The organism is Stenotrophomonas sp. K-6 (assembly GCF_056861555.1).
Map to the genome: position 1 here is coordinate 887659 of NZ_JBSPUC010000001.1, position 26585 is coordinate 914243.

Here is a 26585-nt window from a genome sequence, read left to right on the forward strand (position 1 = left end):
AGGACAAGATCATGCGGATGGACAAGCTCACCTCGCGTTTCCAGCAGGCGCTGGCCGACGCGCAGTCGCTGGCCGTAGGCCGCGACAACAACATCATCGAACCGGTACACGTGTTCAGCGCGCTGCTGGACCAGCAGGGCGGCAGCACGCGCCCGCTGCTGGCCCAGGCCGGCGTCAACGTGCCGGTGCTGCGCGAACGTTTGAATGAAACCTTGGAGGCCCTGCCCAAGGTCTCCGGGCAGGAAGGCAACCTGTCGATCGGCAACGATCTGAACCGGCTGCTCAACAACACCGACAAGCTGGCCCAGCAGCACGGCGATGCCTTCATCGCCAGTGAGTGGTTCGTGCTGGCCGCGGTGGACGATGGCGGCACCCTGGGCATGGCGCTGCGCGCCGCCGGTGCCGACAGGAAGAAGATCGAGACCGCCATCGACAAGGTGCGCGGCGGCGAGACCGTGCAGTCGGAAAATGCCGAAGACCAGCGCCAGGCACTGGAGAAGTACACCATCGACCTGACCGCGCGTGCCGAGAGCGGCAAGCTGGATCCGGTGATCGGCCGCGATGAGGAAATCCGTCGCACCATCCAGGTCCTGCAGCGCCGCACCAAGAACAATCCGGTGCTGATCGGCGAGCCCGGCGTGGGCAAGACTGCCATCGTGGAAGGCCTGGCCCAGCGCATCATCAACGACGAAGTGCCCGAAGGCCTGCGTGGCAAGCGCGTGCTTTCGCTGGACATGGGCGCGCTGATCGCCGGCGCGAAGTTCCGCGGTGAGTTCGAGGAGCGCCTGAAGGGCGTGCTCAACGACCTGGCCAAGAGCGAGGGGCAGGTGATCCTGTTCATCGACGAGCTGCACACCATGGTTGGTGCGGGCAAGGCCGATGGCGCGATGGACGCGGGCAACATGCTCAAGCCGGCGCTCGCGCGCGGAGAGCTGCACTGCGTCGGCGCGACCACGCTGGACGAGTACCGCAAGTACATCGAGAAGGATGCCGCGCTGGAGCGCCGCTTCCAGAAGGTGCTGGTGGGCGAGCCGAGCGTGGAAGACACCATCGCGATCCTGCGCGGGCTGAAGGAAAAATACGCCGTGCACCATGGCGTGGAAATCACCGACCCGGCGATCGTCGCGGCAGCCACGCTGTCGCACCGTTACATCGCCGACCGCCAGCTGCCCGACAAGGCCATCGACCTGATGGACGAGGCCGCCTCGCGCATCCGTATGGAGATCGACTCCAAGCCGGAAGAACTGGATCGCCTTGAGCGCCGCGTGATCCAGCTCAAAATCCAGCGCGAGATGCTCAAGAAGGAAAAGGACGACGCCTCGCGTCAGCGTCTGGCCGATCTTGAAAACGACATCGATGCGCTGGAGCGTGAGTTCTCCGACCTCAACGAAATCTGGAAGTCGGAGAAGGCCACGCTGCAGGGCGCGACCCGGATCAAGGAGCAGATCGAGCAGGCCAAGCTGGAACTGGAATCGGCCCAGCGCCGCCAGGATTTCGGGCGCATGAGCGAAATCCAGTACGGACAGCTGCCGCAGCTGGAAAAGCAGCTGGCTGCCGCGCAGGAAGTGGAAACCACCGAGTTCAAGCTGGTGCAGGACCGCGTGACCGCCGAGGAGATCGCCGAGGTCGTCTCGCGCTGGACGGGCATTCCGGTCAACCGCATGCTGGAAGGTGAGCGCGACAAGCTGCTGCGCATGGAAGAGGTGCTGCACAACCGCGTGGTCGGCCAGGAAGAGGCGATCAAGGTGGTTTCCGATGCGGTGCGTCGCTCGCGTGCGGGCCTGTCCGACCCGGATCGCCCGAGCGGTTCGTTCCTGTTTCTGGGCCCGACCGGCGTAGGCAAGACCGAGCTGTGCAAATCGCTGGCCGAGTTCCTGTTCGACAGCAGCGACGCGATGATCCGCATCGACATGAGCGAGTTCATGGAGAAGCACAGCGTCGCGCGCCTGATCGGTGCGCCCCCGGGTTATGTGGGCTACGAAGAAGGTGGCTACCTGACCGAAGCGGTGCGTCGCCGCCCGTATTCGCTGATCCTGCTGGACGAGGTGGAGAAGGCGCATCCGGATGTGTTCAACATCCTGCTGCAGGTGCTCGACGACGGCCGCCTGACCGATGGCCAGGGCCGCACGGTGGACTTCCGCAATACCGTCATCGTGATGACCTCCAACCTTGGCTCGCACCAGATCCAGGACATGAGCAGTGATGACAGCCCGGAGGCCTACACGCAGATGAAGGCGGCGGTGATGGGCGTGGTGCAGGCGCACTTCCGCCCGGAATTCATCAACCGCCTGGACGACATCGTCGTGTTCCATCCGCTGGACAAGGTGCAGATCAAGCAGATCGCGCGCATCCAGATGCAGGGCCTGGAAAAGCGCCTGGCCGAACGTGGCCTGCGCATTGAGGTCAGCGATGCGGCGTTCGAGCTGCTTGGCAATGTGGGCTTCGATCCGGTCTACGGCGCCCGTCCGCTCAAGCGTGCGATCCAGTCGCAGCTGGAGAATCCGCTGGCGCAGAAGATCCTGTCCGGCGAGTTCCTCAACGGCGATGTGATCCGGGTCGATGCGGCCGAGGGCAAGCTGGTGTTCGTGAAGGGCTGAGCCCTGCCCACACCGGCGGCCTGATAACCGTTGGGCCTCACCCCATGCATGTTTGGCATGAACCCCCGCTTCGGCGGGGGTTTTTTGTTCGGTATCGTCGGCATTCACCTGGAGACGATGCGATGTCCGAACACGGCAGTCCCGAATCACAGTGGCGCGCGGAGACCATCGCCGTGCATGGTGGCTATCGGCCCGATCCCACCACCCGCGCGGTGGCGGTGCCGATCTACCAGACCGTGGCCTACGCCTTCGATGACACCCAGCACGGTGCGGACCTGTTCGACCTCAAGGTGCCGGGCAACATCTACACCCGCATCATGAACCCGACCACCGATGTGCTGGAGCAGCGCATCGCCGCGCTCGAAGGTGGCATCGGTGCGCTCGCATTGGCTTCGGGCCAGGCCGCGATCACCTACGCGATTCAGACCATCGCCGAGGCCGGCGACAACATCGTCTCGGCCAGCGCCCTGTATGGCGGCACCTACAACCTGTTCGCGCATACGCTGCCGCAGTTCGGGATCGAAACGCGCTTTGCCGACTATCGCGATCCGCAGGCGTTCGGCGCGCTGATCGATGAGCGCACCAAGGCGGTGTTCGTCGAATCCATCGGCAACCCGCGCGGCAACATCACCGACATCGAGGCAGTGGCGAAGATCGCACATGCGCATGGCGTGCCGCTGATCGTGGACAACACGGTGGCGACGCCGTACCTGCAGCGCTCGTTCGACTTCGGTGCGGACATCGTGGTGCACTCGTTGACCAAGTACCTCGGCGGTCACGGCACCAGCCTGGGCGGGGCGATCGTGGACTCCGGGCGCTTCCCCTGGGCGGAGCACAAGCAGCGCTTCCGCCGCTTGAACGAACCGGATGTGAGCTACCACGGCGTGGTCTACACCGACGCACTCGGGCCGGCCGCCTACATCGGCCGCGCGCGGGTAGTGCCGCTACGCAATACCGGCGCGGCGATCTCACCGTTCAACTCCTTCCTGATCCTGCAGGGCATCGAGACGCTGGCGCTGCGGCTGGACCGTATCAACGCCAACACGCTGGCGGTGGCGAAACACCTCCAGGGCCATCCCAAGGTCGCCTGGGTCAACTATGCCGCGCTGCCCGATCACCCTGAACATGCGCTCGTGCAGAAGTACCTGCGCGGCCACGGCTCCGGCGTGCTGACCTTCGGCCTGCCCGGTGGCCGCGCCGCGGGTGCGCGTTTCCTGGACGCGCTGCAGTTGTTCACGCGGCTGGTGAACCTGGGCGATGCCAAATCACTGGCCACACATCCCGCCTCGACCACGCACCGGCAGCTGGATGCGGCCGAGCTGGAGAAGGCCGGCGTCAGCGAAGACACGGTGCGGTTGTCGGTGGGTATTGAACACATCGATGACTTGCTCGCGGACCTGGAGCAGGCGTTGGCCAAGGCGTAGAGGTAGGGCCCACGGCGGTCGGTGCGGGCCGGCCGCCGTGGGGTTTTTTGGCGTGTCTGCGCCGGCAGGGTTAGCATCGGCTGACGTTCCTGCAACTGCGCAAGATCAGCCACGCGGCGGCCTTGGGGAGGACGCACGCTGAGCGTCACCAAGAGAGGGAACCCGCCATGCGCCGCATTGCCCAGGTACGCCAGCGCCACGGTATCGACCGCGTCATCGCCCATTTGCAGACTTGCCTGCGTGCTGGCGATCCCTTGCCCGATCTGGAGGCATTGGCCGCGATCGCGCACCAGTCGCCATTCCACTTCCATCGCCTGTACCGTGCGCTGACCGGCGAGACCCCCGGGCGTACCGTGGCCCGCCTGCGCTTGCTGCAGGCGCTGACCCTGCTGGGCCAGGCCGACAGCCGCGTCACCGAGGTCGCGCTCAACGTCGGCTTCGAAAGTCCGCAGGCACTGGCCCGGGTCTGTCGCCAGGCACTGGATGCCACGCCCACCCGCCTGCGCGAGGATGCCGGGCTGCGCAGCCACTGGCAGCAGCGGCTGTCACTGCCGGCTGGCGATCACGCGGACGGGACGGTGCCGTTGCAGGTCACGGTGACGACGCTGGCGCCTTTCGACGTGGTGGCGCTGCGCAGGGAAGGGGCCTTCGATGATCTGGATCAGGCCTTCGGCGAGATCTTCACCTGGGCGGCGGAGCAGGGCTGGACCGAACAGCTGCAGCAGCTGATCGGCATCGCACGGACGGACCACCGCGACGCGCCGGGGCAGGAATGCGTATTCGATTGCGCAATGGGCTTCGGGCGCCCGCCGCAGGCGCTGCCTGCCCCGCTGCGTGCGCTGACGCTGGGCGGTGGCACGTATGCCGTGCTGCGCCATGTGGGCAGTTACGCGGGCCTGGAAGCGGCCACTGATGCGCTGCTGCGCGACTGGCTGCCCGACAGTGGCTACACCCTGCGCGATGCGGAGCTGTACTACCACTACCTGGATGACCCGGAAGAGGTGCCAGAGGCGATCCTGCGCGCGGATATCTGCGTGCCGGTGGTGTAGCGGCCCTTACACCACCGGGATGCTGTGCTGCTGCCCCATCGTGCGGTACGGCGGGGTGGACATCACCATCTCGGCCAGCGAGTAGGCCAACTCGCGCTCGGCCATCACCGTGCCATCGGCACCGTGGGCGAGAAGGTGCTTCACCTCGGCGTCGCTGTGCGCGCGCGCCAGCAGGGTCAGGCCGGGATTGAGCGCGCGCAGCTTGGCCAGCGTCTCACCGGCTTCCAGCGGCTGCGGGATGGCCAGCACGGCGATCTTGGCGCGCTCGGGATGCGCCTCGGCCAGCACGCGGTCGGAAGCCGCACTGCCACGGATGCCGGGCAGGCCAGCCGCGTGCGCTTCGGCGACGTGTTCCTTGTTGTCGTCGATGATCATCACCGGCACGCCGCGATCGCGCAGCACCTGCGCCAGCGCGCTGCCGACGCGGCCGTAGCCGATCACGATGGCATGGTCGTGCAGATCCAGCGATGGGCCTGGCGGCAATTCCGTCTCCACGGTGGTGGGGGCGGTTTCCTGGTTCTTGAGCAGCCAGCGGTCGAGCAGGCCGAACACCAGCGGGTTGAGCATGATCGAGATCAGCGCACCGGCCAGGACCAGTGCCTGCCCGGTCGGCGGCAGGATCTTCAGGGTCACGCCGAGGCCGGCGATGATGAAGGCGAATTCACCGATCTGCGCCAGGCTGGCCGAAATGGTCAGCGCGGTACCGGTCGGGTGGCCGAAGGCACGCACGATCACGAACGCGGCGGCGGACTTGCCGAACATGATGATCGCCGCCGTCGCCAGCACCTGCCACGGGTGCTCGATCAGGATGGCCGGGTTGAACAGCATGCCGACCGAGACGAAGAACAGCACCGCGAACGCATCGCGCAGCGGCAGCGAATCGTTGGCGGCCTTGTGGCTCAGCTCCGATTCGTTGAGCAGCATGCCGGCGAAGAACGCGCCCAGCGCGAAGGACACACCGAACAGCATCGCCGAGCCGAACGCCACGCCCAGCGCGATGGCCAGCACGGCCAGGGTGAACAGCTCGCGCGACCCGGTGCCGGCGATGCGCTCCAGGATCCACGGAATCACCCGGCGCCCGACCACCAGCATCACCGCCACGAACAGGCCCAGCTGCACGAAGGTCCAGCCGATGCTGGCCAGCACGCTGCCCACGGTATGGGTTTCATTGGCCGCATCCGGGCCGAACACGCCGGCCAGCACCGGCATCATCACCAGGGCCAGGACGCACGCCAGGTCTTCCACGATCAGCCAGCCGATGGCGATCTTGCCGCGCGTGGTTTCCAGCAGGCGCCGTTCTTCCATCGCGCGCAGCAGCACCACGGTACTGGCGGTGGCCAGCGAGAAACCGAACACCACGCCGTAGATCACCGGCCAGCCCATCAGCGCGGCCAGCCCCCAGCCGAGCAGGGTGGCGACCAGGATCTGGCCGATCGCACCCGGGATGGCGATCGCTTTGACCTCCATCAGGTCTTTGAGCGAGAAATGCAGACCGACCCCGAACATCAGCAGCATCACGCCGATTTCGGCCAGCTGGTTGGCCAGCGCCTGGTCGGCAACGAAGCCCGGGGTGAACGGACCTACGCAGATGCCTGCAATCAGATAACCGACGAGCGGAGACAAACGCAGCTTGTTGGCCAGCGCGCCGAGTATGAAGGCGAGCCCCAGGCCAACGGCAACGATGTTGATCAGGTCGGTGTCATGGTGCATCGGGGCTCGCAGAAATAGGGGATGCCCCGATTTTCACCGATGCGGCCGGTCCGGGCAAACATCGGCGACCGCATTGCTGCTATGTCCCCGTGGGCAGGTCATGTGCTGTCCGGGACAGCGCGCGTGTTGATCGGTGAATGCGCGGAATCCGGTTCCTGCCGCCAGAATGCACATGCCCCGGCGAACAGGGGCATGTGCGTTTGTCAGGCAGATTTATTTACCACTTGTAGGTCACGCGTCCGTACACGTACGCGCCATTGAACCCATACGGCGAGTAGTTGCTGTACGGCAGCATGCCCCAGGTGGAGTTCTGCAAGTCCACGGTGCGGTCCGGATACTGATCCAGGAGGTTGTCCGCGCCCAGGGTGAGGGTCCAGTTCTCGCTCGGCTTGTAGCTGGCCGAGGCATCGAGCACCCACGAGGCGTCGTAGGTCTGGTCGCGCAGGGCGGTGGCCGAGTTGCGCACGGTGAACGAACCGTAGCGGGTGGCGGCCAGGTTCAGGTCCCAATGGTCCGTGCGCCAGGTGCCGCTGAGGATGGCCTTGTCACGCGGGTAGCTGTCCTCGATACGGCCGATCTCATCACGCCCGATCAGCGACTGGGTGATGCCCAGCGCGCCGAACACCGCGGGTGAGCCGATGAACTTCTTCACCTCGGTCTCGTTGTAGCTGTAGGCGGCCGTCAGCTCCAGCGAGCTGGCGGCGAAGGGGATCGTGTAACTGGAGACGGCATCCACACCGCGGGTGCGGGTGTCCACGCCGTTGGTGAAGTAGGAGAACGCGGTGACGCCCGGCAGCCCCAGCCCGGACAGCAGCGAATTGGCGGCGGCATTGGTGGTGATGTTGGTCGACAACACGATGCGGTCGTCGATGTCGATCTGGTACGCATCCACGGTCAGGTAGAGGCGATCCACCGGCTGCAGCACCAGGCCCAGGCTGTAGGAGGTCGAGCTTTCGGCCTTCAGCGGGCTGGCACCCAGCGCCTGAGCGGCGGGGCTGGTGGTCGGGAAGGTGCCACGTTCGACGAACACGCCGTTGACGATCGTGCTGGTGACCGCCTGGTAGCTCTGCTGGGCCAGCGACGGGGCGCGGAAGCCGCTCGACGCCGTGGCGCGCAGGGCGACCTTGTCGGTGAAGGCATAGCGCGCGGAGAGCTTGCCGGAGAACTTGTCGCCGAAGTCCGAGTAATCCTCATAGCGGCCGGTCACACCGGCGGAGAACTTGTCGGTGAGGTCGGCTTCCAGGCCGGCATAGACGGCGTAGTTGTCGCGGTCGGCATCCACCGCGTTGAGCGGGGTGAAGCCGCCGAAGCCCTGCGCACCGCTGCCGGTATAGGAGTTCAGTTCACCTGCGGACTGCTCCCACTTTTCCTTGCGGTATTCACCGCCGAAGGACAGCGTGACCGGGTAGGCCAGGCCCCAGTCCAGGGTCTTGGTCACGTCGGCATTGACGATGTTCTGGGTGTACTCCAGCGCACCATCGTAGAACGAGCGCGGGCTGTTCACGCCGAGCGCGTAGTTGATGCTGTTACGGGTGTGGAAATCGATCTTGTTGGCGCCGTAGTTGTAGCTGACGTCCCAGTTCCAGCCGCTGTCCGTATCGCCCTTCACCCCGGCGACCAGCGAGCGATCCTTGGAATACTGATTGATCTCCGGCACGAAGCCGTCCGGGTAGGTCTGCGCCAGCAGCGCGCCCTGGCTGAGGTGGTTGCGCGAGCGGTAGAACGCGAACGAGGTGATGTCGCGGTTGCTGGCGATCGCGGTGGCATAGGCCGAGACGTGGTCGCTGAACTGGAAGCTGGCATTGGCCGAGGCCGCGGTGGCATCCACCTGCGGGTCACCGACCACGAAGGTGGTCTGGCCGATGTTGGGGAAGTTGCTGGTGTTCGGCGTTGTGCCCTGGTAGGGCCCGGCGCGGTTGCTCTCGTCCTGCTGGACGATCTGGCCGGCCACATGCACGCTGCCGCGGCCGTCGGCGAAGCCGATGCCGGTGTCGCCGGAGAGCTGGTACTTGTTGCCGTCACCGGCCGAGTACTGGCCGGCATCCAGCGCCAGGCTGCCGCCGGAGGAGGACCCCTTGAGCACGATGTTGATCACACCGGCGATGGCATCCGAGCCGTACTGCGCCGAGGCGCCGTCGCGCAGCACCTCCACGCGTTCGATGGAGGCGATCGGGATCGCGTTGATGTCCACTGCCGACGAGCCGCGGCCGATGCTGCCGTTGACGTTGATCTGCGCGGAGGTGTGGCGGCGCTTGCCGTTGACCAGCACCAGCACCTGGTCCGGGGAGAGGCCGCGCAGCTGCGCCGGGCGGATGCCGCTGGTGCCGTCGGTCAATGCCGGACGCGGGAAGTTCAACGAGGGCAGGGCGCGGGCCAGTGCGGTGGCCAGCTCGGTGGTGCCGGTGGACTGCAGTGCCTCGGGGGTGATGATGTCGATCGGCGACTGCGACTCGGCCACGGTGCGGTCGGCCACGCGGGTGCCGGTGACGATGATGGTGTCCAGGGTGTTGGCCGCGGTGCGGGCAGGGGCGTCCTGGGCGGTGGCGGCGAAGCTGGACATACCGAGCGCGACAGCTACGGCGGCGGCGAGCGTACTGGTCTTGCGGTTCATCAGGATGTGGCTCCGGTAGTGACGGTGCTGCACCAAAGCGACATGACGACATCGAGGATCGGGTCAGCGAAGGCGGTTGTTGCGGTGCGCAATAGACGAATTAACGGGATATTCATCGCTTGTCAAATTTTCGCCATGTTCGTAAAAAACGTTGCAGCAGCAACCATTTACGTGCGGCGATCGATCCGACAGGAGGGTCCCGGGGAAGCGCAGGCGGGGTCGTGGGAGAGAGGAACGAGTCCCGCCGCGCATCCCGGGGCGCGTCAAGTATTCGTTAACGCTAGAATTACGTCGCAGGAAAGGTGCTCACCAGCACATTCCATTCCGTTATATGGACCCCCAAGATGATCTCCCTTCGTAACTTCGCCTTGCGCCGTGGCGAGCGGCTGCTGTTGTCCAACGTCGACCTGACCCTGCACGCGGGGTACCGCGTCGGCGTGGTCGGCCGCAATGGCGCCGGCAAGTCCAGCCTGTTCGCGGCCGTGAAGGGCGAGCTGGAGGCGGACAAGGGCGACGTCGATCTGCCCGGCAAGATCCGCATCGCCAGCGTGGCCCAGGAAACCCCGTCGCTGCCCGATCCGGCGCTGCAGTTCGTGCTGGAGGGCGACACCGAGGTGGCCGCCGTGATGCGCGAAGAGGCCGCGGCCGCGGCACGTGAAGACTGGGAAGCGGTGGCCACCGCGCATCAGCGGATGGCCGAGATCGGTGCCTATGACGCCGAGGCGCGCGCCGGCAAGCTGCTGCACGGCCTGGGCTTCCCGGCCGAAACCCACTCGCGCGCGGTGTCCTCGTTCTCCGGTGGCTGGCGTGTGCGCCTGAACCTGGCCCGCGCACTGATGATGCCCAGCGACCTGCTGCTGCTCGACGAACCAACCAACCACTTGGATCTGGATGCCGTGTTCTGGCTGGAACAGTGGCTGCTCAAGTACCCGGGCACCCTGCTGCTGATCTCGCATGACCGCGAGTTCCTGGACAACGTGGCCACCCACACCCTGCATCTGCACGGGGGCGGCGCCAAGCTGTACGTCGGCGGCTATACCGATTTCGAGCGCCAGCGCGCCGAACAGCTGCGCCAGCAGCAGCTCGCCCACGAAAAGGAACAGGCCGAGCGCGCGCATCTGCAGAGCTTCATCGATCGCTTCAAGGCGCAGGCCAGCAAGGCCGCGCAGGCGCAGAGCCGCATGAAGCGTCTGGCCAAGCTGGCCGGCACCGAAGCGGTACGCGCCGAGCGCGAGTTCCGCATCGAGTTCGCGCCGCCGGCCAAACTGCCGTTCTCGCTGATCCGCCTGAACCATGTCGAGGCCGGTTACGGCGCCGATGCGGTGATCCTGCACAACGTGGGCTTCGGTCTGGAAGCGGGCCAGCGCATCGGCCTGCTCGGCCCGAACGGTGCCGGTAAAACCACCCTGGTGAAGACCCTGGTGGGCGAGCTGGACCCGATCAGTGGGGAGCGTGCCGCGCACCCGGACCTGCGCATCGGGTACTTCGCCCAGCACACAGTGGAGTCGCTGCACGAAGGGCAGTCACCGATGGAGCACTTCCGCGACCTGGCCCCTGACGCACCGAACCAGTCCTTCCGCGATTTCCTCGGCAAGTGGAACTTCGCCGGCGACCGCGCGTTTGAACCGGTGGATGGCTTCTCCGGTGGCGAGCGCGCGCGCCTGGCCCTGGCGCTGATCGCCTACCAGCAGCCGAACGTGCTGCTGCTCGACGAACCGACCAACCACTTGGACCTGGAAATGCGCGAAGCGCTGGCCGAAGCACTGGCCGACTTCGAAGGCGCGATCGTGATGGTGTCGCATGACCGCCATCTGATCGGGCTGGTCTGCGACACGTTCTGGCGTGTGGCCGATGGCGTGGTTGAACCGTTCGACGGCGATCTGGATGCCTACGCGGCGTGGCTGCGTTCGCGTCCGGCCGCACAGGGCACCAAGCAGAAGATGGCCGCGGCAGCGCCTGAGCCGGCACCGCCGACCCCGCCGCTGCCCGCGCGCAAGCCGGCCAACCCGCACAAGCTGGCCGCCGCCGAAGCCAAGGTGGGCGAACTGGAAGCGCTGCTGGCCGATCTGGACCGCCAGTTGGCCGACCCGAAGAACTACGCCGATGCGACCCGCATGGCCGTGCTCGGCCGTGACCGCGAAGCGACCGCCACCCTGCTCAGCAAGGCCGAGCAGACGTGGATGGAGTTGCTGGACGCCTGATCGCGGCGGGTGATGCGGCACGCTGGTACGTGCCGCATCCCGTGTAGATCCACGCCATGCGTGGGTTTACCGCGCTTCCAACCATTCCCGGAATCGCCGCGCCGCATCGCTCTCGGCGCGCGAGCGCAGCCGCGTCAGCCAATACCTGCCCAGGTCCAGCGTCTGCGCAAAAGGCTGGATCAAGCGCCCCTGGGCCAGATCCTGCTCGAACATCTTCAACGGCAACAGCGCCACGCCCGCACCTGCGGCGGCGGCACTGGCCAGCGTCAGGGATGAATCGAACACCGGCCCACGCGCGTCCAGTTCCGGTACGCCAGCGGCCTGCAGCCAGCGTGGCCATTCGTCGCTGCGGTAGGAGCGCAGCAACGCCACGTTGGCCAGATCGCGCGGCTGCCGCAGCGTACGTGCCAGCGCCGGCGCGCACAGCGGCGCAAACGGTGCATCGAGTACAACGTCGCTGATCTGCCCCTGCCAGTCGCCATCGCCGAACCGGATCGCCAGGTCCAGCCCTTCACCGGCGAGATCGATGCGGTTGTTGTGGGTCTGTAGGCGCAGTTCGATATCCGGATGGCGCGTGCTGAAATCGCCCAGACGTGGCAGCAGCCAGCCGGTGGCGAAGGTGCCGACCACCCCCACGCTCAGCACCTCGCGGAAGTGCCCGCCGACGAACCGGTCCAGGCTGACCGCGATGCGGTCAAAGGCCTCGTTGAGCACCGGATACAGACGGGCCCCTTCATCGGTCAGGGCGACCCCGCGCGGTAACCGGGTGAATAGCGACACGCCCAGCCGGTCCTCCAGTGCCCGGATCTGATGGCTCAGCGCGGCCTGGCTGACGCACAGCTCCAGCGCCGCGCGGGTGAAGTTCTGGTGCCGTGCGGCGGCCTCGAAGGCACGCAGGGCATTGAGCGGCAGCTGGGGGCGGAGCATGGGTCGAGCCGTGAGCAGGGATGATGCATCTTCGCATTCCCCGGCCAGGGGCAGCGCAATGGAGGCCGGGTACGACAGCGTCATCAGGGGTGCTGCGAACGGTGGCAGCCTTGGGTATTAGATGAAGTAATGGCTCCTGCTGAAAAACGTCGCTGGTGGAAGCACGGCCTGGTGCCAATACTCGGGCCTTCGCCAAGGAGAACCTGCATGATCGCTCGACGACAGTTCCTGCAATGGACCGGCGCGGCCGCCGCGTCTGCGCTGGCCGCCACCGCCTTCGCCAAGACGCCGCTGCCCGCGCCGAAACCCGCCGTCGCGGCGAAGGACTTTGCGGCGCTGGAAGCGGCCAGCGGCGGCCGCCTGGGCGTAACGCTGCTCAACACCGGCACCGGCTGGCGCACCGGCAACCGGCAGGACGAACGCTTCCCGATGTGCAGCACGTTCAAGTTCGTGTTGTCCGCTGCGGTGCTGCATCTGGCCGACCAGGGCAGGCTCTCGCTGGATCAGCGCGTGGCCGTGCGCCAGCAGGACATGCTCTCGCATGCGCCGGTGACCACGCGGCACATCGGCAAGGACGTCACCGTGCGCGACCTGTGCCGGGCGACCATGATCACCAGCGACAATCCCGCCGCGAACCTGTTGTTGGGCGTGGCCGGTGGGCCGGCCGGCGTGACCGCGTTCCTGCGTGCCAACGGCGATGCGGTGACCCGTAACGATCGCCTCGAGCCGGAGATGAACCGCTTCGCCCCGGGCGATCCGCGCGACACCACCAGCCCGGCCGCGATGGCCGCCAGCCTGCAGCGCTTCGTGCTCGGTGACGTCCTCAAGCCTGCCTCGAAACAGCAGCTGGCCGACTGGCTGATCGACAACGAAACCGGCGATACACGGCTGCGCGCCGGATTGTCCAAGGCGTGGCGGGTGGGTGACAAGACCGGCAGCAATGGCGAGGACACCACCAATGACATCGCCCTGTTGTGGCCGCTCGCCGGCGGTGCCCCGTGGGTGCTGACCAGCTACCTGCAGGGCGCGACGGTGGATGATGCCGGCCGCAACGACGTGCTGCGGCAGGTGGCGGTGATCGCCGAAGGCATCATGCAGAAAGCCGGGTAACCGGTGCCTGCCGGGGAGTGCCGGCCAGCGGCCGGCACTCCCTTCACAGCGTCAGCCTTCGGCGTGGCTGGTGCGCACCGCGTCCAGGAAATCCCGGCCCCAGCGATCCACGTCGTAATACTCCACGCTGCCAAACAGCTGGCGCATGCGCCCGGTGGCTTCCTCGTCGGGCATCGACAACGCCTGCAGCAGGCCGGCGGTAAGGTCGGCCGGGTCATGCGGATTGGTCAGCACCGCGCCCTTCAGCTCGGCCGCCGCACCGGCAAACTCACTGAGCACCAGCACGCCGTTGCTGCCCTCGATGCCCTGGGTGGCCACGAACTCCTTGGACACCAGGTTCAAGCCATCGCGCAGCGGGGTGATCCACATCACCTGCGCGGCGGCGTAGTGCGCGACCACTTCTTCGAACGGGAGTGCCTGGGCGAAGAAGCGCACCGGGGTCCAGTCCAGTCGCGAGAAGCGCCCGTTGATCCGCCCCACCGCCTGCTCGATCTGGTTCTGCAGCGTGCGGTAGATGGTCATCTCGCGCGCGGCCGGCACGCAGATCATCAGCAGGGTGACCTTGCCCTGGCGATCCGGATGCTGTTCCAGCAGGCGCTCGAACGCCTCCAGCTTGGCCAGCGTGCCCTTGGTGTAATCCAGCCGCTCCACCGACAACACCAGCTTGCGCGCGCCGATCTCCCGGCGCAGCTTGAAGATGTCATTGCGCACGTCGCTGCGTGCGAGCACGTTGTGGATGCGGCGCAGATCGGTGCCGACCGGATGCGCGCCCAGGGCGACTTCGCGGTCGCCCACGCGCAGGCGCGTGGTCATCGTGTCCAGACCCACCGCACACCCGTACGTGAGGAAGCGCGGGGCGCAGCTTTCCCACGCCAGACGCTCGGCCGGCATCGCGCCGCGCACGACGTCCACGAAGTTCTCCACCTGGCGCGGAATGTGGAAGCCGATGTAGTCGCAGCTGAGCAGGCTGCCGATGATTTCGCGGCGCCAGGGCACGACGTTGAACACATCCGCCGACGGGAAGTAGGTGTGGTGGAAGAAGGCGATCTTCAGGTCAGGGCGCAGTTCGCGCAGCGTGGCCGGCACCATCCACAGGTTGTAGTCGTGGATCCACACGGTCGCGCCATGCGCGGCTTCGGCGGCGGTGGCTTCGGCGAACTTGCGGTTGACCTTCAGGAATACCTGCCAGTCTTCTTCGCGGAATTTCGCGCGCTCCCAGAACACGTGCAGCATCGGCCAGAACGCTTCCTTGGAGAAGCGCTTGTAGAAGATGTCCACTTCCTGCTTGCTCAGCGGCACGCGTGCGGCGGTCAGGGTAGGGTAGCGCTCGGCATCCACCGCCAGATGGGTCTGGAACGGACCGCGCTTAGGATCATCGATCCCCCACGCGACCCAGGAGCCTTTCTGGCCGCCTTCGAAGAAGCTCAGCAGCGAGGGAATGATGCCGTTGGGCGAGCGCGGCGGACGCTGCACCAGTACACCGTCTTCCATCACTTCATCGAAGGGCAGCCGGTGATAAACCATCACCAGATCGGCGCCGTCCGCGCGCGCCTGCGCTGGCGGGCGCAGGAAGGGATCGTCGTCGGCAAGCAGACCAAAATGTTCGATCGCTTCGAGAATGCCGCCGCAGCCCGGCGCCTGCGCATGGAAGGTGTGTTTCAGATCGGCCGTGGCGGCGGTCAGTGCCGGCTCGGAATCGCCCACGCACACGCCGCGGAAACCGGAGGTGTACATCGACAGGTCATTGAGCGTGTCACCGGCCACCAGAATGCGGTCGCGCGGCAGTTCCAGCAGGCGCGCAAGCGCAGCCAGGGTGCGGCCCTTGTCGGTATCGGGCGGCAGGATGTCCAGATAGCGTTCGGCCGAGTACAGCACATCGCAGCCCAGCGCCTGTGCGGCGGCCTGGATCTGCGAGCGCAGTGGCGCCAGCGTGTCGGGATCACAGAAGTAGGAGCAGCGGCGTTCCTGCGGCACATCCTGGCGCTGCAGCGCGGTGAACGGACGCATCGCAGCGGCGACCACCTGCTCGCCCGGCCAGTGCGCATCGATCATCGATTGCAGGGGCTGCAGCGGCTGCAGGGTGTGGCCGTCGACGACGGTGGCGCCGACATCGCAGACCACGTAGTCCGGGCGCGGAATGGCCGGATCGGAGAGCAGGGGCATCACCGCTTCCAGGCCGCGGCCGGTGATGAAGATCAGGCGGATGCCGGGGTGCTGGTCGACCAGCCGGTAGAGCCGATGGCGCGCGGCGGCATCGCCGGCGAGGAAGGTGCCATCCAGATCGGTGGCAAGAATCAGTTGCGGTGCCGGCGGGGCCGCCGGTGTACGGGTTGGAGTGAGGGAGGTCGGTGTCGAAACAGTCAATGCACTTCCTTATCGGAGTCAGAGGGGAGGGGAGTTTCGGGATCCGGCGGCGCGGTGTCGGTCTCCGGCATCAGCTCCAGCGCCGACGGCGTGGTGCGCAGCATCAGCCGGAAGCCGACCGGATGCGTGCGCAGGCGCTGGAAGCTGAGCAGGCGCGCAGTGGTGAACAGCGCCAGAACCATCAACACCACCGCGAAGTACAGCGGCAGTGCCGGCGCGCCGAAGCGCTGCATGGCCGCACCGGCCAACGCAGGGCCAAGCGCGGCGCCCACGCCATGCACCAGCAGCAGGCTGGAGCAGCCCGACAGCAGATCTTCGCGCGGCAGGTAGTCAAGCATGTGCGCGACCGCAAACGGATACAGCGCGAAGGCCAGCCCGCCGTAGAAGAAAAACAGGCCGAACACCAGATGCGTCTGCACCTGGATCATCGGCAGCGACGCCACCACGGCGATGCCCGCGGCCGCCAGGCTCAGGGCGACCAGCCCGGTGCGCCGGTCATGCCCATCGCTGATGTGGCCCAGCGGCCACTGCAGCAGTGCACCACCGGCGATGGCGGTGAGCATGAACAGGGCCACGCCGTTGCCGTCCAGGCCGATTTCACCGGCGTACACCGGCAGCAGGCCCCAGAATGCGCCCATCGCCAGGCCGGACAGGCCGGCGGCTACCGTCGCCACCGGTGCCATGGCGTACAGACGAGCCAGTTTCAGACGCGGCACCGAGGGGATCTCGGGTGGGCGCAGACGCGTTGCGGTGACCGGCAATACGGCGGCGCAGACCAGGATCGCGGTGAGCATGAACATCGAGGTCGCGCCGGCATCGCCGAGCATCAGCAGCACCTGGCCGAGCGCCAGCGCGGAGAGATTGACCACCATGTACAGCGAGAAAGCGCGGCTGCGCAGGCGCGGGTCAGGCTCGGCGTTGAGCCAGCTCTCGATCACCGTGTACAGGCCCACCAGCGCGATGCCGGTGAGGATGCGCAGCACGCCCCAGCCCACCGGATTGATCCACAGCGGGTGCACCAGCACCGCGATGGCGGCGAGGGCGGCAAAGAAGGCGAACGCACGAATATGGCCGATGCGGCCGATGAGCGAGGGGGCGAAGAAGGTGCCGATGAAAAACCCGGCGAAATAGCCGGACATCACCAACCCCAACGTACCGGCACCAAAGCCGGCTTCACCACCGCGCACCGCCAGCAATGTGCCGAGCAGGCCGCTGCCTGTCAGCAGCAGTGCCACACCCGCGAGCAGGGCGGTCAACCGCAACATGCGTGCGCCCTTCGTGGGGAAGAAGGCGAACAAATCACGTGATCGACCATAGCACAGGGGGAATGAAGCCCCGGTTGCAGCGGAAGCGACGCGCCCATGAGCGTGTCCGTCGCATCCGGCACGCGGTTTGCGCTGTCCGGTCGTGCCCGTTAGGGTGGGGGGCATGAACGTAGTCAAACTTCTTCCGTTGGCCGCTGCATTGGCGCTCACCGCCTGCAGCGGCTCGAACCACACGGTTGGCCATGAAGTATCGATGGCGCCGTCCGATGCCTTCATGTCGGCCGTCGCCGCGCATTGTGGCAAGGCCTTTGAAGGCCGCATCGCGGTGAATGAGCCCCGCACCGAGGCGCCTGATCCTTTTGAGGGCAAGCGGCTGGTGATGCACGTGCGCGGCTGCGAGGATCCGGCGCATGAACTGCGCATCCCGTTCCATGTCGGTGACGACCACTCGCGCACCTGGGTGCTGACCCGCACCGAGAACGGTCTACGCCTGAAGCATGATCACCGCCACGAAGATGGCAGCCCCGATGCGGTCACGATGTACGGTGGCGACAGCAAGCCGCCGGGCACCGCGCAGCGCCAGTCGTTCCCCGTGGATTCGGACTCGGTGGCGATGTTCCGCAAGGCCGACATGCTCGCTTCGGTGCAGAACACCTGGGCGATGGACGTGGAGCCGGACCAGCGCTTCGTCTATGAGTTGACCCGCCCGGGCGGGCGCCACTTCCAGGTGGTGTTCGACCTGAGCAAGCCGGTGGCATTGCCGCCGGCACCGTGGGGCAGTGAAACACCTGTGCCGTAACGCTGCGCGGTAATGCCGGCCGCGGGCCGGCGTCACCGCGAGCGTGCCGACCAACGGTCGGCACCTACCGCCAACGGGAGGCCTCAGCGCGCCCCGAACCGGGCACGGCAACCGCCGCTGACCCACAGGCTGCCGTTGCTGTAGCCCCAGCTCCGGCCTTCCACGCAGGCCGTTCCCGACAGCTGCTGTACCAGTGCAGGGCGACCCTGGCGGTCGTCCCAGGCGCAGGTCTGCTGCCGCTTGTCGTTGCTGCTGCAGGTCACGCTGTAGTTGCTGTTGCCGCCGGGACCGCCCCAGTTGCCGCCGCTGTTGCCACGCGCTTCGGCGAATTCGCCACGGCAGCCACGGTTGACCCACACCGCGCCATTGCGCACGCCCCAGGTCTGGCCTTCTACGCACGCCGAGCCCGAGATCTGGCGGACCAGGGTGGCATTGCGCCAGCCGGTGTTGCAGGTGCGCTCGCGGTTGTCCTGGCTCTCGCAGCGGATGGTGGCCCCGGTGCCGCCACTGCCGCCCCAGTTGCCGCCATTGCCGCGGCCTTCGACGAATTCGGCCCGGCAGCCGCCGCTGACCCAGACGGTGCCGTTGCGCGAACCCCAGTTGCGGCCCTCGGTACAGGGGGTTCCGGAAATCTGGCGCGACAGCTGCGCGCTGCGCCAGCCGGTGTTGCAGACCCGCTCGCGGTTGTCCTGGCTTTCACAGCGGACCGTGCCGTTGTTGCCCGGGCCGTTGCCGCCACCATTCCAGTTGCCGCCGCCGTTGCCGCGCAGCGAGGTGGCGATGTCCTGCTTGATGCGGGAGAAGCTCCAGCCCGAGTTGACCTGGGCCAGATAGAAGCGCAGCTGGTCATCCGGGATCCGGCGGCCATTGGACTGGTCGGCGTATTCCTGGGTGATGACCCGGCTGCGGTCGGAGGAGGACAGCTGCGACAGATTTTCCGGGGCGTAGGCCCGGGTACTCATCTGGGCGTGCAGGGCCGGGGCCGTACAGGCCAGGGCAAGGGTGAGGCAGACGGTGCTCAGACGGCGTTGCATGGCGACATCCCCGTGCGGTCGTTGGTGCGCGGACTATAGGAATCCCCCCGGTTCACAGCGCGTGATGCCGGGCCGTGGCGCCCGGATTTGCCCCGCCGGGCTGGCGGCCGCAGAATAACGGGCTTTCCGGCGCAGCTTGGCGTCGGCACTCTCCTGCGGAGCTTTACCCCCATGCGTACCCACTTCTGTGGCCTGGTCGACGAGACCCTGATTGGCCAAACCGTAACCCTCGCCGGCTGGACCGACGTTGCCCGCAACCAGGGTGGCGTGGTTTTCATTGATCTGCGCGATCATGAAGGCATCGTGCAGGTGACGGTGGAAGTCGACAACGCGGCCGTGTTCGCCGTGGCCGCCAGCCTGGGCTACGAGGACGTGCTGCAGGTGGAAGGCGTGGTGCGCGCGCGCCATGCGGCCAACGACAAGCTCCGCACCGGCAGCGTGGAAGTGATCGCCACGGCCATCACCATCCTCAACAAGGCTGAGCCGCTGCCGTTCCACGCGCACGAGAACCCGGGCGAAGAAACCCGCCTGAAGTACCGTTACCTGGACCTGCGCCGCCCGGAAATGCAGCGCATGCAGCGCACCCGCATCAAGCTGGTGCAGGCCCTGCGCCGCCATCTGGACGCCACCGGCTTCCAGGACATCGAAACCCCGATCCTGACCAAGGCCACCCCGGAAGGCGCCCGCGACTTCCTGGTGCCGGCGCGCATGCACCCGGGCGAGTTCTACGCGCTGCCGCAGAGCCCGCAGCTGTTCAAGCAGATCCTGATGGTGGCCGGCTTCGACCGCTACTACCAGATCGCGCGCTGCTTCCGCGATGAGGCCCTGCGTGCCGACCGCCAGCTGGAATTCACCCAGCTGGACATGGAGTTCGCCTTCGTGCGCGAGCGCGACGTGCAGGACTTCGTGGAAACCATGATCCGCGCCATCTTCAAGGAAGTGGTGGACGTGGAACTGGCCGCCAGCTTCCCGCGCATGACCTGGGCCGAGGCGATGCGTCGCTATGGCTCGGACAAGCCGGACCTGCGCATCGCGCTGGAGCTGGTGGACGTGGCCGAGCTGGTCAGGACCAGCGAGTTCCCGGTGTTCACCGCCGCGGCCAACGATGCCGATGGCCGCGTGGCCGCGCTGCGCATCCCGGGCGGTGCCAGCCTGTCGCGCAAGCAGATCGACGACTACGCCGCGCATGCCGCCAAGTACGGCGCCAAGGGCCTGGCCTACATCAAGATCAGCGAGAGCGGCGAAGTCAGCTCGCCGATCGCCAAGTTCTTCAGCGACGAGGCCTTCGCCGCGCTGGTCGCCCATGTCGGCGCCGGTAACGGGGACATCGTGTTCTTTGGCGCCGGTGGCTACAACAAGGTCTCCGACTTCATGGGCGCCCTGCGCCTGAAGGCCGGCAAGGACTTCAACCTGGTTGCCGACGGCTGGGCGCCGCTGTGGGTCACTGATTTTCCGATGTTCGAGTACGACGACGAAGCCCAGCGCTACGTCGCCCTGCATCACCCCTTCACCGCCCCGGCGGTGGACGACATCGCCGACCTGCGCGCCAATGCCAAGACGGCGGTGTCGCGCGGCTATGACATGGTGCTCAACGGCAACGAGATCGGGGGTGGTTCGATCCGTATCCACCGCTCGGACATGCAGAGCGCGGTGTTCGAGCTGCTGGGCATCGGTGCCGAAGAGGCCGAGGGCAAGTTCGGCTTCCTGCTCGATGCGCTGCGTTTCGGCGCGCCGCCGCACGGTGGCATCGCCTTCGGCATCGATCGTATCGCCGCGCTGATGGCCGGTACCGAGTCGATCCGCGACGTCATCCCGTTCCCGAAGACCACCGGCGCGCAGTGCCTGATGACCGGCGCCCCGTCGCCGATCCCGGACGAGCAGCTGGCGGAAGTGCACGTTCAGGTCCGCCCGCGCGCCATCAAGGAATAAGCCGGGAAGCGCCGACCATCGGTCGGTGCGGAGGGGAGGGCGGCGCCGACAGGAGTCGGTGCTCGCCCGATGATGGCGCCCGTGGTGATCGAAAACGTCGATAGTCACGGAGGCGCCATCGTCGCCGCGTTCAGGTAAATTGGCGCTTCTCGCCGATGCCGATGCTCCCGCCGTGACCCCAGGCCGCTACACCATCCGCCGCGCCACCCCGGACGATGCCCAGACCCTGTCGGTGCTGGCCGCCCGTACCTTCGTGGAAACCTTCGGCCACCTGTATCCGCCGGAAGACCTGCAGGCCTTCCTCGACGAGGCGTACCCGGCGGAGCGCCAGCGCATCATTCTTGAACACCCCGATTACGCGGTCTGGCTGCTGGAGCTGGACGGCGTTGCCGTGGGCCATGCCGCCGCCGGCCCTTGTGGGCTGCCGCATGCCGAGGTGCAGCCTGGCGATGGCGAGCTCAAGCGCCTGTACCTGATCAAGGACCAGCAGAGCTGTGGCTGGGGCAGCCGTCTGTTCGAAACGGCGCTTGCCTGGCTGGAGCGGGAAGGGCCGCGCACGCTGTGGCTCGGTGTCTGGTCGGAGAACTTCGGCGCGCAGCGTTTCTATGCCCGCTATGGCTTCAGCAAGGTCGGCACCTACGAGTTCCCGGTCGGCAACGTGCGCGACCTGGAGTTCATCCTGCGCCGCCCGCCCACCGCCGCCTGAGCGCCGCTCCCTGCAGGGCCATGATGGCTTCACCTGCCGTTGTCCGGTCCATTCGTCTAATGACGCTGTTTCCTTCTGCAGGCGCCCCGCCCAACGGGCTAGGCTGACACCATGACTCCCCCTGTTTTACTGCTGCATGGCATCTGGAACGCACGCGCCTGGGTCGGCCCTCTGGCCTGGCGCCTGCGCGCGCGTGGGTTTTCAGTGGATACCTTTGGCTACGCCAGCGTGTTCGGGGGGCCGGAGGTGGCGGTGCCGCAACTGCTGGAGCGGCTCAGGGACAGCGGCCCGGTCTCGCTGGTCGGGCACAGCCTGGGTGGGTTGGTGGCACTGGAGGCCCTGCGGCGTGCGCCGGAGCTGCCGGTGTCGCGCGTGGTCTGCCTGGGCTCGCCGCTGCGCGGCAGCGTGACCGCCCGTTCCCTGAGCGATCACGGCTGGTCGCTGGCGCTGGGGCGCAGCTCGGAGCTGCTGCTGGATGGCCTGCCGGCCTGGGAGGGCAGGGCGCAGGTCGGCCTGATCGCCGGCTCGGTCCCGCATGGGCTGGGCAGTCTGCTGGGTGCCTGCGGCGATGCCTCCGATGGCACCGTGGCACTGGATGAGACCCAGTTGCCGGGCCTGGCCGACCACTGCGTGATCCCGGCCAGCCACAGCGGGCTGGTATTTTCGCCCGATGCGGCGCGCCAGACCGCTGCGTTCCTGCGCGATGGCCGTTTCCGGCGCGACAATGCGGCCCACGCTGCCTGAGCAGGTTGGGGACTGACACGGGCGGGCCGGCGGATCAGGTAGAATTCGCGCCCTGTTCCTGACAGAAGCACGAGAGTCACCCCATGGGTAGAGGCCCCTCCATCGAGAACCGCAAAAACGCGTCTGACGCGAAGCGCGGCAAGATTTTCACCAAGATCATCCGCGAGATCGGCGTTGCCGCGCGCGGCGGTGGAGGCGACCCCAACAACAACCCGCGCCTGCGGGTGGCCATGGACAAGGGTCTGGCCTCGAACATGTCCAAGGACGTGATCGAGCGCGCCATCAAGAAGGCGACCGGTGAGCTGGAAGGCGTCGAGTACGAAGAGATCCGCTACGAGGGCTATGCCCCCGGTGGCGTGGCGGTGATCGTGGACTGCCTGACCGACAACCGCGTGCGCACCGTGGCCGATGTCCGTCATGCGTTCAGCAAGTGCGGCGGCAACATGGGCACCGAAGGCTCGGTGTCGTTCATGTTCAAGCGCCTGGGCGTGCTGCACTTTGCTGCCGGCGCGGACGAAGAAGCCGTCACTGAAGCCGCAATCGAGGCCGGTGCGGACGATATTGTGGTCTACCCGGAAGACGGGGCGATCGATGTGGTCACCGCGGCCGACAGCTACCACGCCGTCAAGGATGCGATGCAGGCTGCCGGGTTCACCCCGGACCACGCCGAAATCACCTACCGCGCCGACAACGACATCAAGGTCGAAGGCGACACCGCCTTGCAGGTCAAGAAGCTGCTGGACATGCTCGAAGACCTGGACGACGTGCAGGACGTGTTCTCCAACGCCGACCTCGGCGCGGACGCCTACGCCTGAGCAGGCGCTTCACCGGTCGCTTTGCGCGACCGGTGAGCGGACAATGCGGACCATGATGACTCCAGCCGTTCCCTGTTATCCCCGCCGCATGTGTCCCTCCCGGGCCGCGGGCCGCCGTGTGCGTGCCGCATGACCCGCATTCTCGGCATCGACCCCGGTTCGCAGCGCACCGGGGTGGGCATCATTGATGTGGATGCCACCGGCAAGGTGGTGCACGTGCATCACCTGCCGCTGGTGCTGCTGGGCGCGGACGACTTCCCGCAGCGGATGAAGCTGCTGGTGGTCGGTCTGACCGCCCTGGTCGAGGAATACCGCCCCGACGAAGTGGCCATCGAAAAGGTGTTCATGGCGCGCAACCCGGATTCGGCCCTGAAGCTGGGCCAGGCGCGCGGTGCGGCGATCTCGGCCGTGGTCATGCGCGACCTGCCGGTCAGCGAATATGCCGCCACGGAGATCAAGCTGGCCGTGGTCGGCCGCGGCGGTGCGGAAAAACAACAGGTCCAACACATGGTCGGGCTCATGCTCAACCTGAAAACCAAGCTGCAGGCCGACGCTGCCGATGCGTTGGCCGTGGCGATCACCCACGCCCATGTCCGGGCCACGGCGCTGCGCCTGGGCGTCAATGCGCGCCAGGCCTGGAGCCGGAAATGAGGAACACTGCATGATTGGTCGTCTGCGCGGGATCGTGGCTTACAAGGCGCCGCCGTGGCTCATGGTCGACGTCAATGGCGTCGGTTACGAGCTGGAGGCGCCGATGAGCACCTTCTACGATCTGCCCGAGCTGGGGCGTGAGGTCACGCTGTTCACCCATTACGCGCAGAAGGAAGACAGCGTCTCGCTTTACGGCTTCCTGCGCGAGGGCGAGCGCCGCCTGTTCCGCGATGTGCAGAAGGTCACCGGGATCGGCGCCAAGATCGCGCTGGCCGTGCTGTCCGGGGTGAGCGTGGACGAGTTCGCCCGCATGCTGCAGGCCGGTGACATCACCGCGCTGACCCGCATCCCCGGCATCGGCAAGAAGACCGCCGAGCGCATGGTGCTGGAGCTGCGCGACCGCGCGGCCAATTTCGGTGGCGGCGGCGCGCCGATCGCCGGTGCCGCACCGGCCACCGATCCGGTCTCCGAGGCGACCGTGGCCCTGCAGCAGCTGGGCTACAAGCCGACCGAGGCCGCGCGCATGGCGCGCGATGCCAACGCCGAGGGCGACGATGTCGCCACGGTCATCCGCAAAGCCCTGCAGGCGGCGCTGCGCTGAGCCGCGCCGCTGCCGTTCCCTGATACCGATACTACCGACCGCGCCCGCCCGGAGCCCCATGTCCACCACTTCCCCCCAGCACAGCGACGGCCAGACGCCGCACGGCCATGCGCCGGCCGCCGGCGGCATGGCGCTGATGATCGGTGCCATCGGCGTGGTGTTCGGCGACATCGGCACCAGCCCGCTGTACACGCTGAAAGAGGCGTTCTCCCCGCACTACGGGCTCAACAGCGACCATGACACCGTACTGGGCGTGCTGTCGCTGGCGTTCTGGGCGTTGAACATCGTGGTCACCCTCAAGTACGTCACCATCATCATGCGCGCCGACAATGAGGGCGAGGGCGGCATCATGGCGTTGATGGCGCTGACCCAGCGCACGCTGCGCAACGGCTCGCGCTCGGCCTACGTGGTGGGCATCCTGGGCATCTTCGGTGCCTCGTTGTTCTTCGGTGATGGCGTGATCACCCCGGCCATCTCGGTGCTGGGCGCAGTGGAAGGCCTGGAGGTCGCGGCCCCGGGCCTGCACGCCTTCATCGTGCCGATCACGGTGGTGGTGCTGCTGGCGGTGTTCGCCGTGCAGCGCTTCGGCACCGAGAAGATCGGCAAGCTGTTCGGCCCGATCACCTCCATCTGGTTCATCTCGCTGGCCGCGATCGGCATCTACAACATCGTCGATGCGCCCGAGGTGCTCAAGGCCTTCAACCCGATGTGGGCGCTGCGCTTCTTCATGGAGCATGGCTGGCACGGCATCTTCATCCTCGGTGCGGTGGTGCTGGCCGTGACCGGCGGCGAGGCGCTGTACGCGGACATGGGCCACTTTGGCGCCAAGCCGATCCGCCACGCCTGGTACTTCTTCGTGCTCCCGTGCCTGGTGCTGAACTACCTGGGGCAGGGCGCGCTGGTGCTCAACAACCCCGAGGCGGTCAAGAACCCGTTCTTCGAAGCGGTGCCGGACTGGGCGCTGTACCCGATGATCATCCTGGCCACCATGGCCGCGGTGATCGCCTCGCAGTCGGTGATCACCGGTGCGTTCTCAGTGTCGCGCCAGGCCATGCAGCTGGGCTACATCCCGCGCATGCGCATCACCCACACCTCGCACGACACCATCGGCCAGATCTACATCCCGGGCATCAACTGGGGCATCGCGGTGATGGTGATCGGGCTGGTGCTGGCGTTCCGCAGCTCCTCCAACCTGGCGGTGGCCTACGGCATTTCGGTGTCGGCGACGATGCTGATCGATACCCTGCTGCTGGCCCTGGTGGCCCGCGCGCTGTGGCCGACCTCGCGCTACTGGATCATCCCGCTGTGCGCGGTGTTCTTCGTGATCGACCTGGGCTTTGTGATCGCCAACGGCGCCAAGCTGCTGCAGGGTGCGTGGTTCCCGGTGGTGCTGGGCATCGTGCTGTTCACCATGATGCGCACCTGGCGCCGTGGCCGCGAGCTGCTGCGCGATGAAATCCGCAAGGATGGCATCCGGATCGACACCTTCCTGCCGGGCCTGATGCTGGCCCCGCCGGTGCGGGTGCCCGGCACTGCCGTGTTCCTGACTGCAGATCCCTCGGTGGCCCCGCATGCGCTGATGCACAACCTCAAGCACAACAAGGTGCTGCACGAGCGCAACGTGTTCCTGCACGTGGTGACCCTGCCGGTGCCGTACGCGCCCTCGGGCCAGCGCCTGAAGATCGAATCGGTGGGCGACGAGTTCTACCGGATCTACGTGAAGTTCGGCTTCATGGAGACGCCGGACGTGCCGCTGGCGCTGATGCGCTCGTGCGACCACGGCGGGATCTACTTCGACCCGATGGACACCACGTTCTTCGCCAGCCGCGAGACCATCGTGGCCACCGCCAACCGCGGCATGCCGATCTGGCGCGACAAACTGTTCGCGCTGATGCACCGGAACGCAGCGCCGGCGACCGGGTTCTTCCGGATTCCGGGTAATCGGCTGGTCGAACTCGGCGCCCAGGTCGAGATCTGAGGGCGTGCCGGGCGCGGGGCGGCTCAGGATGGGCAGGGCCGGGGCCCCGGCCGCCCACCGCCCGCCCAAC

19 protein-coding genes are annotated in these 26585 nt (G+C 67.0%); 13 read left to right on the forward strand and 6 right to left on the reverse strand.

Annotation, left to right across the window (positions count from 1 at the left end; genetic code table 11):
- Window positions 1-11 precede the first annotated feature (11 nt).
- The 3 genes from clpB (at window position 12) to AC13F7_RS03985 (ending at window position 5070) form a co-directional block, all read left to right on the forward strand.
- Complete coding sequence (gene clpB / locus AC13F7_RS03975; protein WP_482999320.1) at window positions 12-2597, forward strand: ATP-dependent chaperone ClpB; 2586 nt, start codon at window positions 12-14, stop codon at window positions 2595-2597.
- A 122-nt stretch (window positions 2598-2719) separates the two neighbouring features.
- Window positions 2720-4021 (forward strand): O-acetylhomoserine aminocarboxypropyltransferase/cysteine synthase family protein, encoded by a 1302-nt coding sequence (locus AC13F7_RS03980; RefSeq protein WP_346472540.1) that lies wholly within the window; start codon window positions 2720-2722, stop codon window positions 4019-4021.
- A gap of 167 nt (window positions 4022-4188) precedes the next feature.
- Window positions 4189-5070 carry an AraC family transcriptional regulator gene (locus tag AC13F7_RS03985; protein WP_482999321.1) on the forward strand — a complete coding sequence of 294 codons (882 nt, stop codon included), beginning with the start codon at window positions 4189-4191 and terminating at the stop codon, window positions 5068-5070.
- A gap of 6 nt (window positions 5071-5076) precedes the next feature.
- On the opposite strand, the gene ybaL is transcribed toward AC13F7_RS03985, so the two are convergent.
- Together ybaL and AC13F7_RS03995 are read right to left on the reverse strand one after the other, a co-directional pair.
- Window positions 5077-6780, reverse strand: a complete 1704-nt coding sequence (gene ybaL, locus AC13F7_RS03990; RefSeq protein ID WP_123730382.1) for a YbaL family putative K(+) efflux transporter — start codon at window positions 6778-6780, stop codon at window positions 5077-5079.
- 217 nt (window positions 6781-6997) lie between these two features.
- Window positions 6998-9391 carry a TonB-dependent receptor plug domain-containing protein gene (locus AC13F7_RS03995; RefSeq protein WP_482999322.1) on the reverse strand — a complete coding sequence of 798 codons (2394 nt, stop codon included), beginning with the start codon at window positions 9389-9391 and terminating at the stop codon, window positions 6998-7000.
- Window positions 9392-9735: 344 nt separating this feature from the next.
- Here AC13F7_RS03995 and AC13F7_RS04000 point away from each other — a divergent pair, with 344 nt between their 5' ends.
- Window positions 9736-11592 (forward strand): ABC-F family ATP-binding cassette domain-containing protein, encoded by a 1857-nt coding sequence (locus AC13F7_RS04000; protein WP_481469933.1) that lies wholly within the window; start codon window positions 9736-9738, stop codon window positions 11590-11592.
- Window positions 11593-11658: 66 nt separating this feature from the next.
- Here the strand turns inward: AC13F7_RS04000 and AC13F7_RS04005 are convergent, their stop codons facing one another.
- Entirely contained in the window at window positions 11659-12519 is an 861-nt protein-coding gene (locus AC13F7_RS04005) for a LysR family transcriptional regulator (protein WP_482999323.1), read from the reverse strand.
- 207 nt (window positions 12520-12726) lie between these two features.
- Between AC13F7_RS04005 and blaL2 the strand changes: the two genes are divergently transcribed.
- Window positions 12727-13629, forward strand: coding sequence for a L2 family extended-spectrum class A beta-lactamase (blaL2, locus tag AC13F7_RS04010; protein WP_482999324.1), 903 nt, complete (start codon window positions 12727-12729; stop codon window positions 13627-13629).
- A 51-nt stretch (window positions 13630-13680) separates the two neighbouring features.
- Here blaL2 and ggpS read toward each other — a convergent pair whose 3' ends face one another.
- Together ggpS and AC13F7_RS04020 are read right to left on the reverse strand one after the other, a co-directional pair.
- The gene (gene ggpS, locus AC13F7_RS04015; RefSeq protein ID WP_482999492.1) at window positions 13681-15927 is read right to left on the reverse strand and encodes a glucosylglycerol-phosphate synthase; all 2247 of its coding nucleotides are present in this window, start codon (window positions 15925-15927) and stop codon (window positions 13681-13683) included.
- Between the two features lie 62 nt (window positions 15928-15989).
- Complete coding sequence (locus AC13F7_RS04020; protein ID WP_481469939.1) at window positions 15990-17258, reverse strand: MFS transporter; 1269 nt, start codon at window positions 17256-17258, stop codon at window positions 15990-15992.
- A gap of 163 nt (window positions 17259-17421) precedes the next feature.
- On the opposite strand from AC13F7_RS04020, the gene AC13F7_RS04025 reads away from it, so the two are divergent.
- The gene (locus AC13F7_RS04025) at window positions 17422-18057 is read left to right on the forward strand and encodes a hypothetical protein (RefSeq protein WP_482999325.1); all 636 of its coding nucleotides are present in this window, start codon (window positions 17422-17424) and stop codon (window positions 18055-18057) included.
- 83 nt (window positions 18058-18140) lie between these two features.
- On the opposite strand, the gene AC13F7_RS04030 is transcribed toward AC13F7_RS04025, so the two are convergent.
- The gene (locus AC13F7_RS04030; RefSeq protein ID WP_482999326.1) at window positions 18141-19091 is read right to left on the reverse strand and encodes a DUF3011 domain-containing protein; all 951 of its coding nucleotides are present in this window, start codon (window positions 19089-19091) and stop codon (window positions 18141-18143) included.
- A 171-nt stretch (window positions 19092-19262) separates the two neighbouring features.
- On the opposite strand from AC13F7_RS04030, the gene aspS reads away from it, so the two are divergent.
- The 7 genes from aspS to AC13F7_RS04065 all read left to right on the forward strand — a co-directional run bounded on the left by aspS (window position 19263) and on the right by AC13F7_RS04065 (window position 26515).
- Window positions 19263-21020, forward strand: a complete 1758-nt coding sequence (gene aspS / locus AC13F7_RS04035; RefSeq protein WP_482999327.1) for an aspartate--tRNA ligase — start codon at window positions 19263-19265, stop codon at window positions 21018-21020.
- Between the two features lie 172 nt (window positions 21021-21192).
- Window positions 21193-21726, forward strand: a complete 534-nt coding sequence (locus tag AC13F7_RS04040; protein WP_353087512.1) for a GNAT family N-acetyltransferase — start codon at window positions 21193-21195, stop codon at window positions 21724-21726.
- A gap of 111 nt (window positions 21727-21837) precedes the next feature.
- Window positions 21838-22470 (forward strand): esterase/lipase family protein, encoded by a 633-nt coding sequence (locus tag AC13F7_RS04045; protein WP_481469949.1) that lies wholly within the window; start codon window positions 21838-21840, stop codon window positions 22468-22470.
- 83 nt (window positions 22471-22553) lie between these two features.
- Window positions 22554-23285, forward strand: coding sequence for a YebC/PmpR family DNA-binding transcriptional regulator (locus AC13F7_RS04050; RefSeq protein ID WP_482999328.1), 732 nt, complete (start codon window positions 22554-22556; stop codon window positions 23283-23285).
- A 129-nt stretch (window positions 23286-23414) separates the two neighbouring features.
- The gene (ruvC, locus tag AC13F7_RS04055) at window positions 23415-23936 is read left to right on the forward strand and encodes a crossover junction endodeoxyribonuclease RuvC (protein WP_346472553.1); all 522 of its coding nucleotides are present in this window, start codon (window positions 23415-23417) and stop codon (window positions 23934-23936) included.
- A gap of 10 nt (window positions 23937-23946) precedes the next feature.
- Complete coding sequence (gene ruvA / locus AC13F7_RS04060; protein WP_346472554.1) at window positions 23947-24537, forward strand: Holliday junction branch migration protein RuvA; 591 nt, start codon at window positions 23947-23949, stop codon at window positions 24535-24537.
- A gap of 127 nt (window positions 24538-24664) precedes the next feature.
- A complete protein-coding gene (locus AC13F7_RS04065; protein WP_184997297.1) occupies window positions 24665-26515 on the forward strand; it encodes a potassium transporter Kup in 1851 nt (616 codons plus the stop codon).
- Window positions 26516-26585 lie beyond the last annotated feature (70 nt).

What these genes read in the sequence shown, in the direction of transcription:
- clpB (WP_482999320.1), top strand. Translation starts at nt 12, where the DNA reads ATGCGGATGGACAAGCTCACCTCGCGTTTCCAGCAGGCGCTGGCCGAC.
- AC13F7_RS03980 (WP_346472540.1), top strand. Translation starts at nt 2,720, where the DNA reads ATGTCCGAACACGGCAGTCCCGAATCACAGTGGCGCGCGGAGACCATC.
- AC13F7_RS03985 (WP_482999321.1), top strand. Translation starts at nt 4,189, where the DNA reads ATGCGCCGCATTGCCCAGGTACGCCAGCGCCACGGTATCGACCGCGTC.
- ybaL (WP_123730382.1), bottom strand. Translation starts at nt 6,780, where the DNA reads ATGCACCATGACACCGACCTGATCAACATCGTTGCCGTTGGCCTGGGG.
- AC13F7_RS03995 (WP_482999322.1), bottom strand. Translation starts at nt 9,391, where the DNA reads ATGAACCGCAAGACCAGTACGCTCGCCGCCGCCGTAGCTGTCGCGCTC.
- AC13F7_RS04000 (WP_481469933.1), top strand. Translation starts at nt 9,736, where the DNA reads ATGATCTCCCTTCGTAACTTCGCCTTGCGCCGTGGCGAGCGGCTGCTG.
- AC13F7_RS04005 (WP_482999323.1), bottom strand. Translation starts at nt 12,519, where the DNA reads ATGCTCCGCCCCCAGCTGCCGCTCAATGCCCTGCGTGCCTTCGAGGCC.
- blaL2 (WP_482999324.1), top strand. Translation starts at nt 12,727, where the DNA reads ATGATCGCTCGACGACAGTTCCTGCAATGGACCGGCGCGGCCGCCGCG.
- AC13F7_RS04020 (WP_481469939.1), bottom strand. Translation starts at nt 17,258, where the DNA reads ATGTTGCGGTTGACCGCCCTGCTCGCGGGTGTGGCACTGCTGCTGACA.
- AC13F7_RS04025 (WP_482999325.1), top strand. Translation starts at nt 17,422, where the DNA reads ATGAACGTAGTCAAACTTCTTCCGTTGGCCGCTGCATTGGCGCTCACC.
- AC13F7_RS04030 (WP_482999326.1), bottom strand. Translation starts at nt 19,091, where the DNA reads ATGCAACGCCGTCTGAGCACCGTCTGCCTCACCCTTGCCCTGGCCTGT.
- aspS (WP_482999327.1), top strand. Translation starts at nt 19,263, where the DNA reads ATGCGTACCCACTTCTGTGGCCTGGTCGACGAGACCCTGATTGGCCAA.
- AC13F7_RS04045 (WP_481469949.1), top strand. Translation starts at nt 21,838, where the DNA reads ATGACTCCCCCTGTTTTACTGCTGCATGGCATCTGGAACGCACGCGCC.
- AC13F7_RS04050 (WP_482999328.1), top strand. Translation starts at nt 22,554, where the DNA reads ATGGGTAGAGGCCCCTCCATCGAGAACCGCAAAAACGCGTCTGACGCG.
- ruvC (WP_346472553.1), top strand. Translation starts at nt 23,415, where the DNA reads ATGACCCGCATTCTCGGCATCGACCCCGGTTCGCAGCGCACCGGGGTG.
- ruvA (WP_346472554.1), top strand. Translation starts at nt 23,947, where the DNA reads ATGATTGGTCGTCTGCGCGGGATCGTGGCTTACAAGGCGCCGCCGTGG.
- AC13F7_RS04065 (WP_184997297.1), top strand. Translation starts at nt 24,665, where the DNA reads ATGGCGCTGATGATCGGTGCCATCGGCGTGGTGTTCGGCGACATCGGC.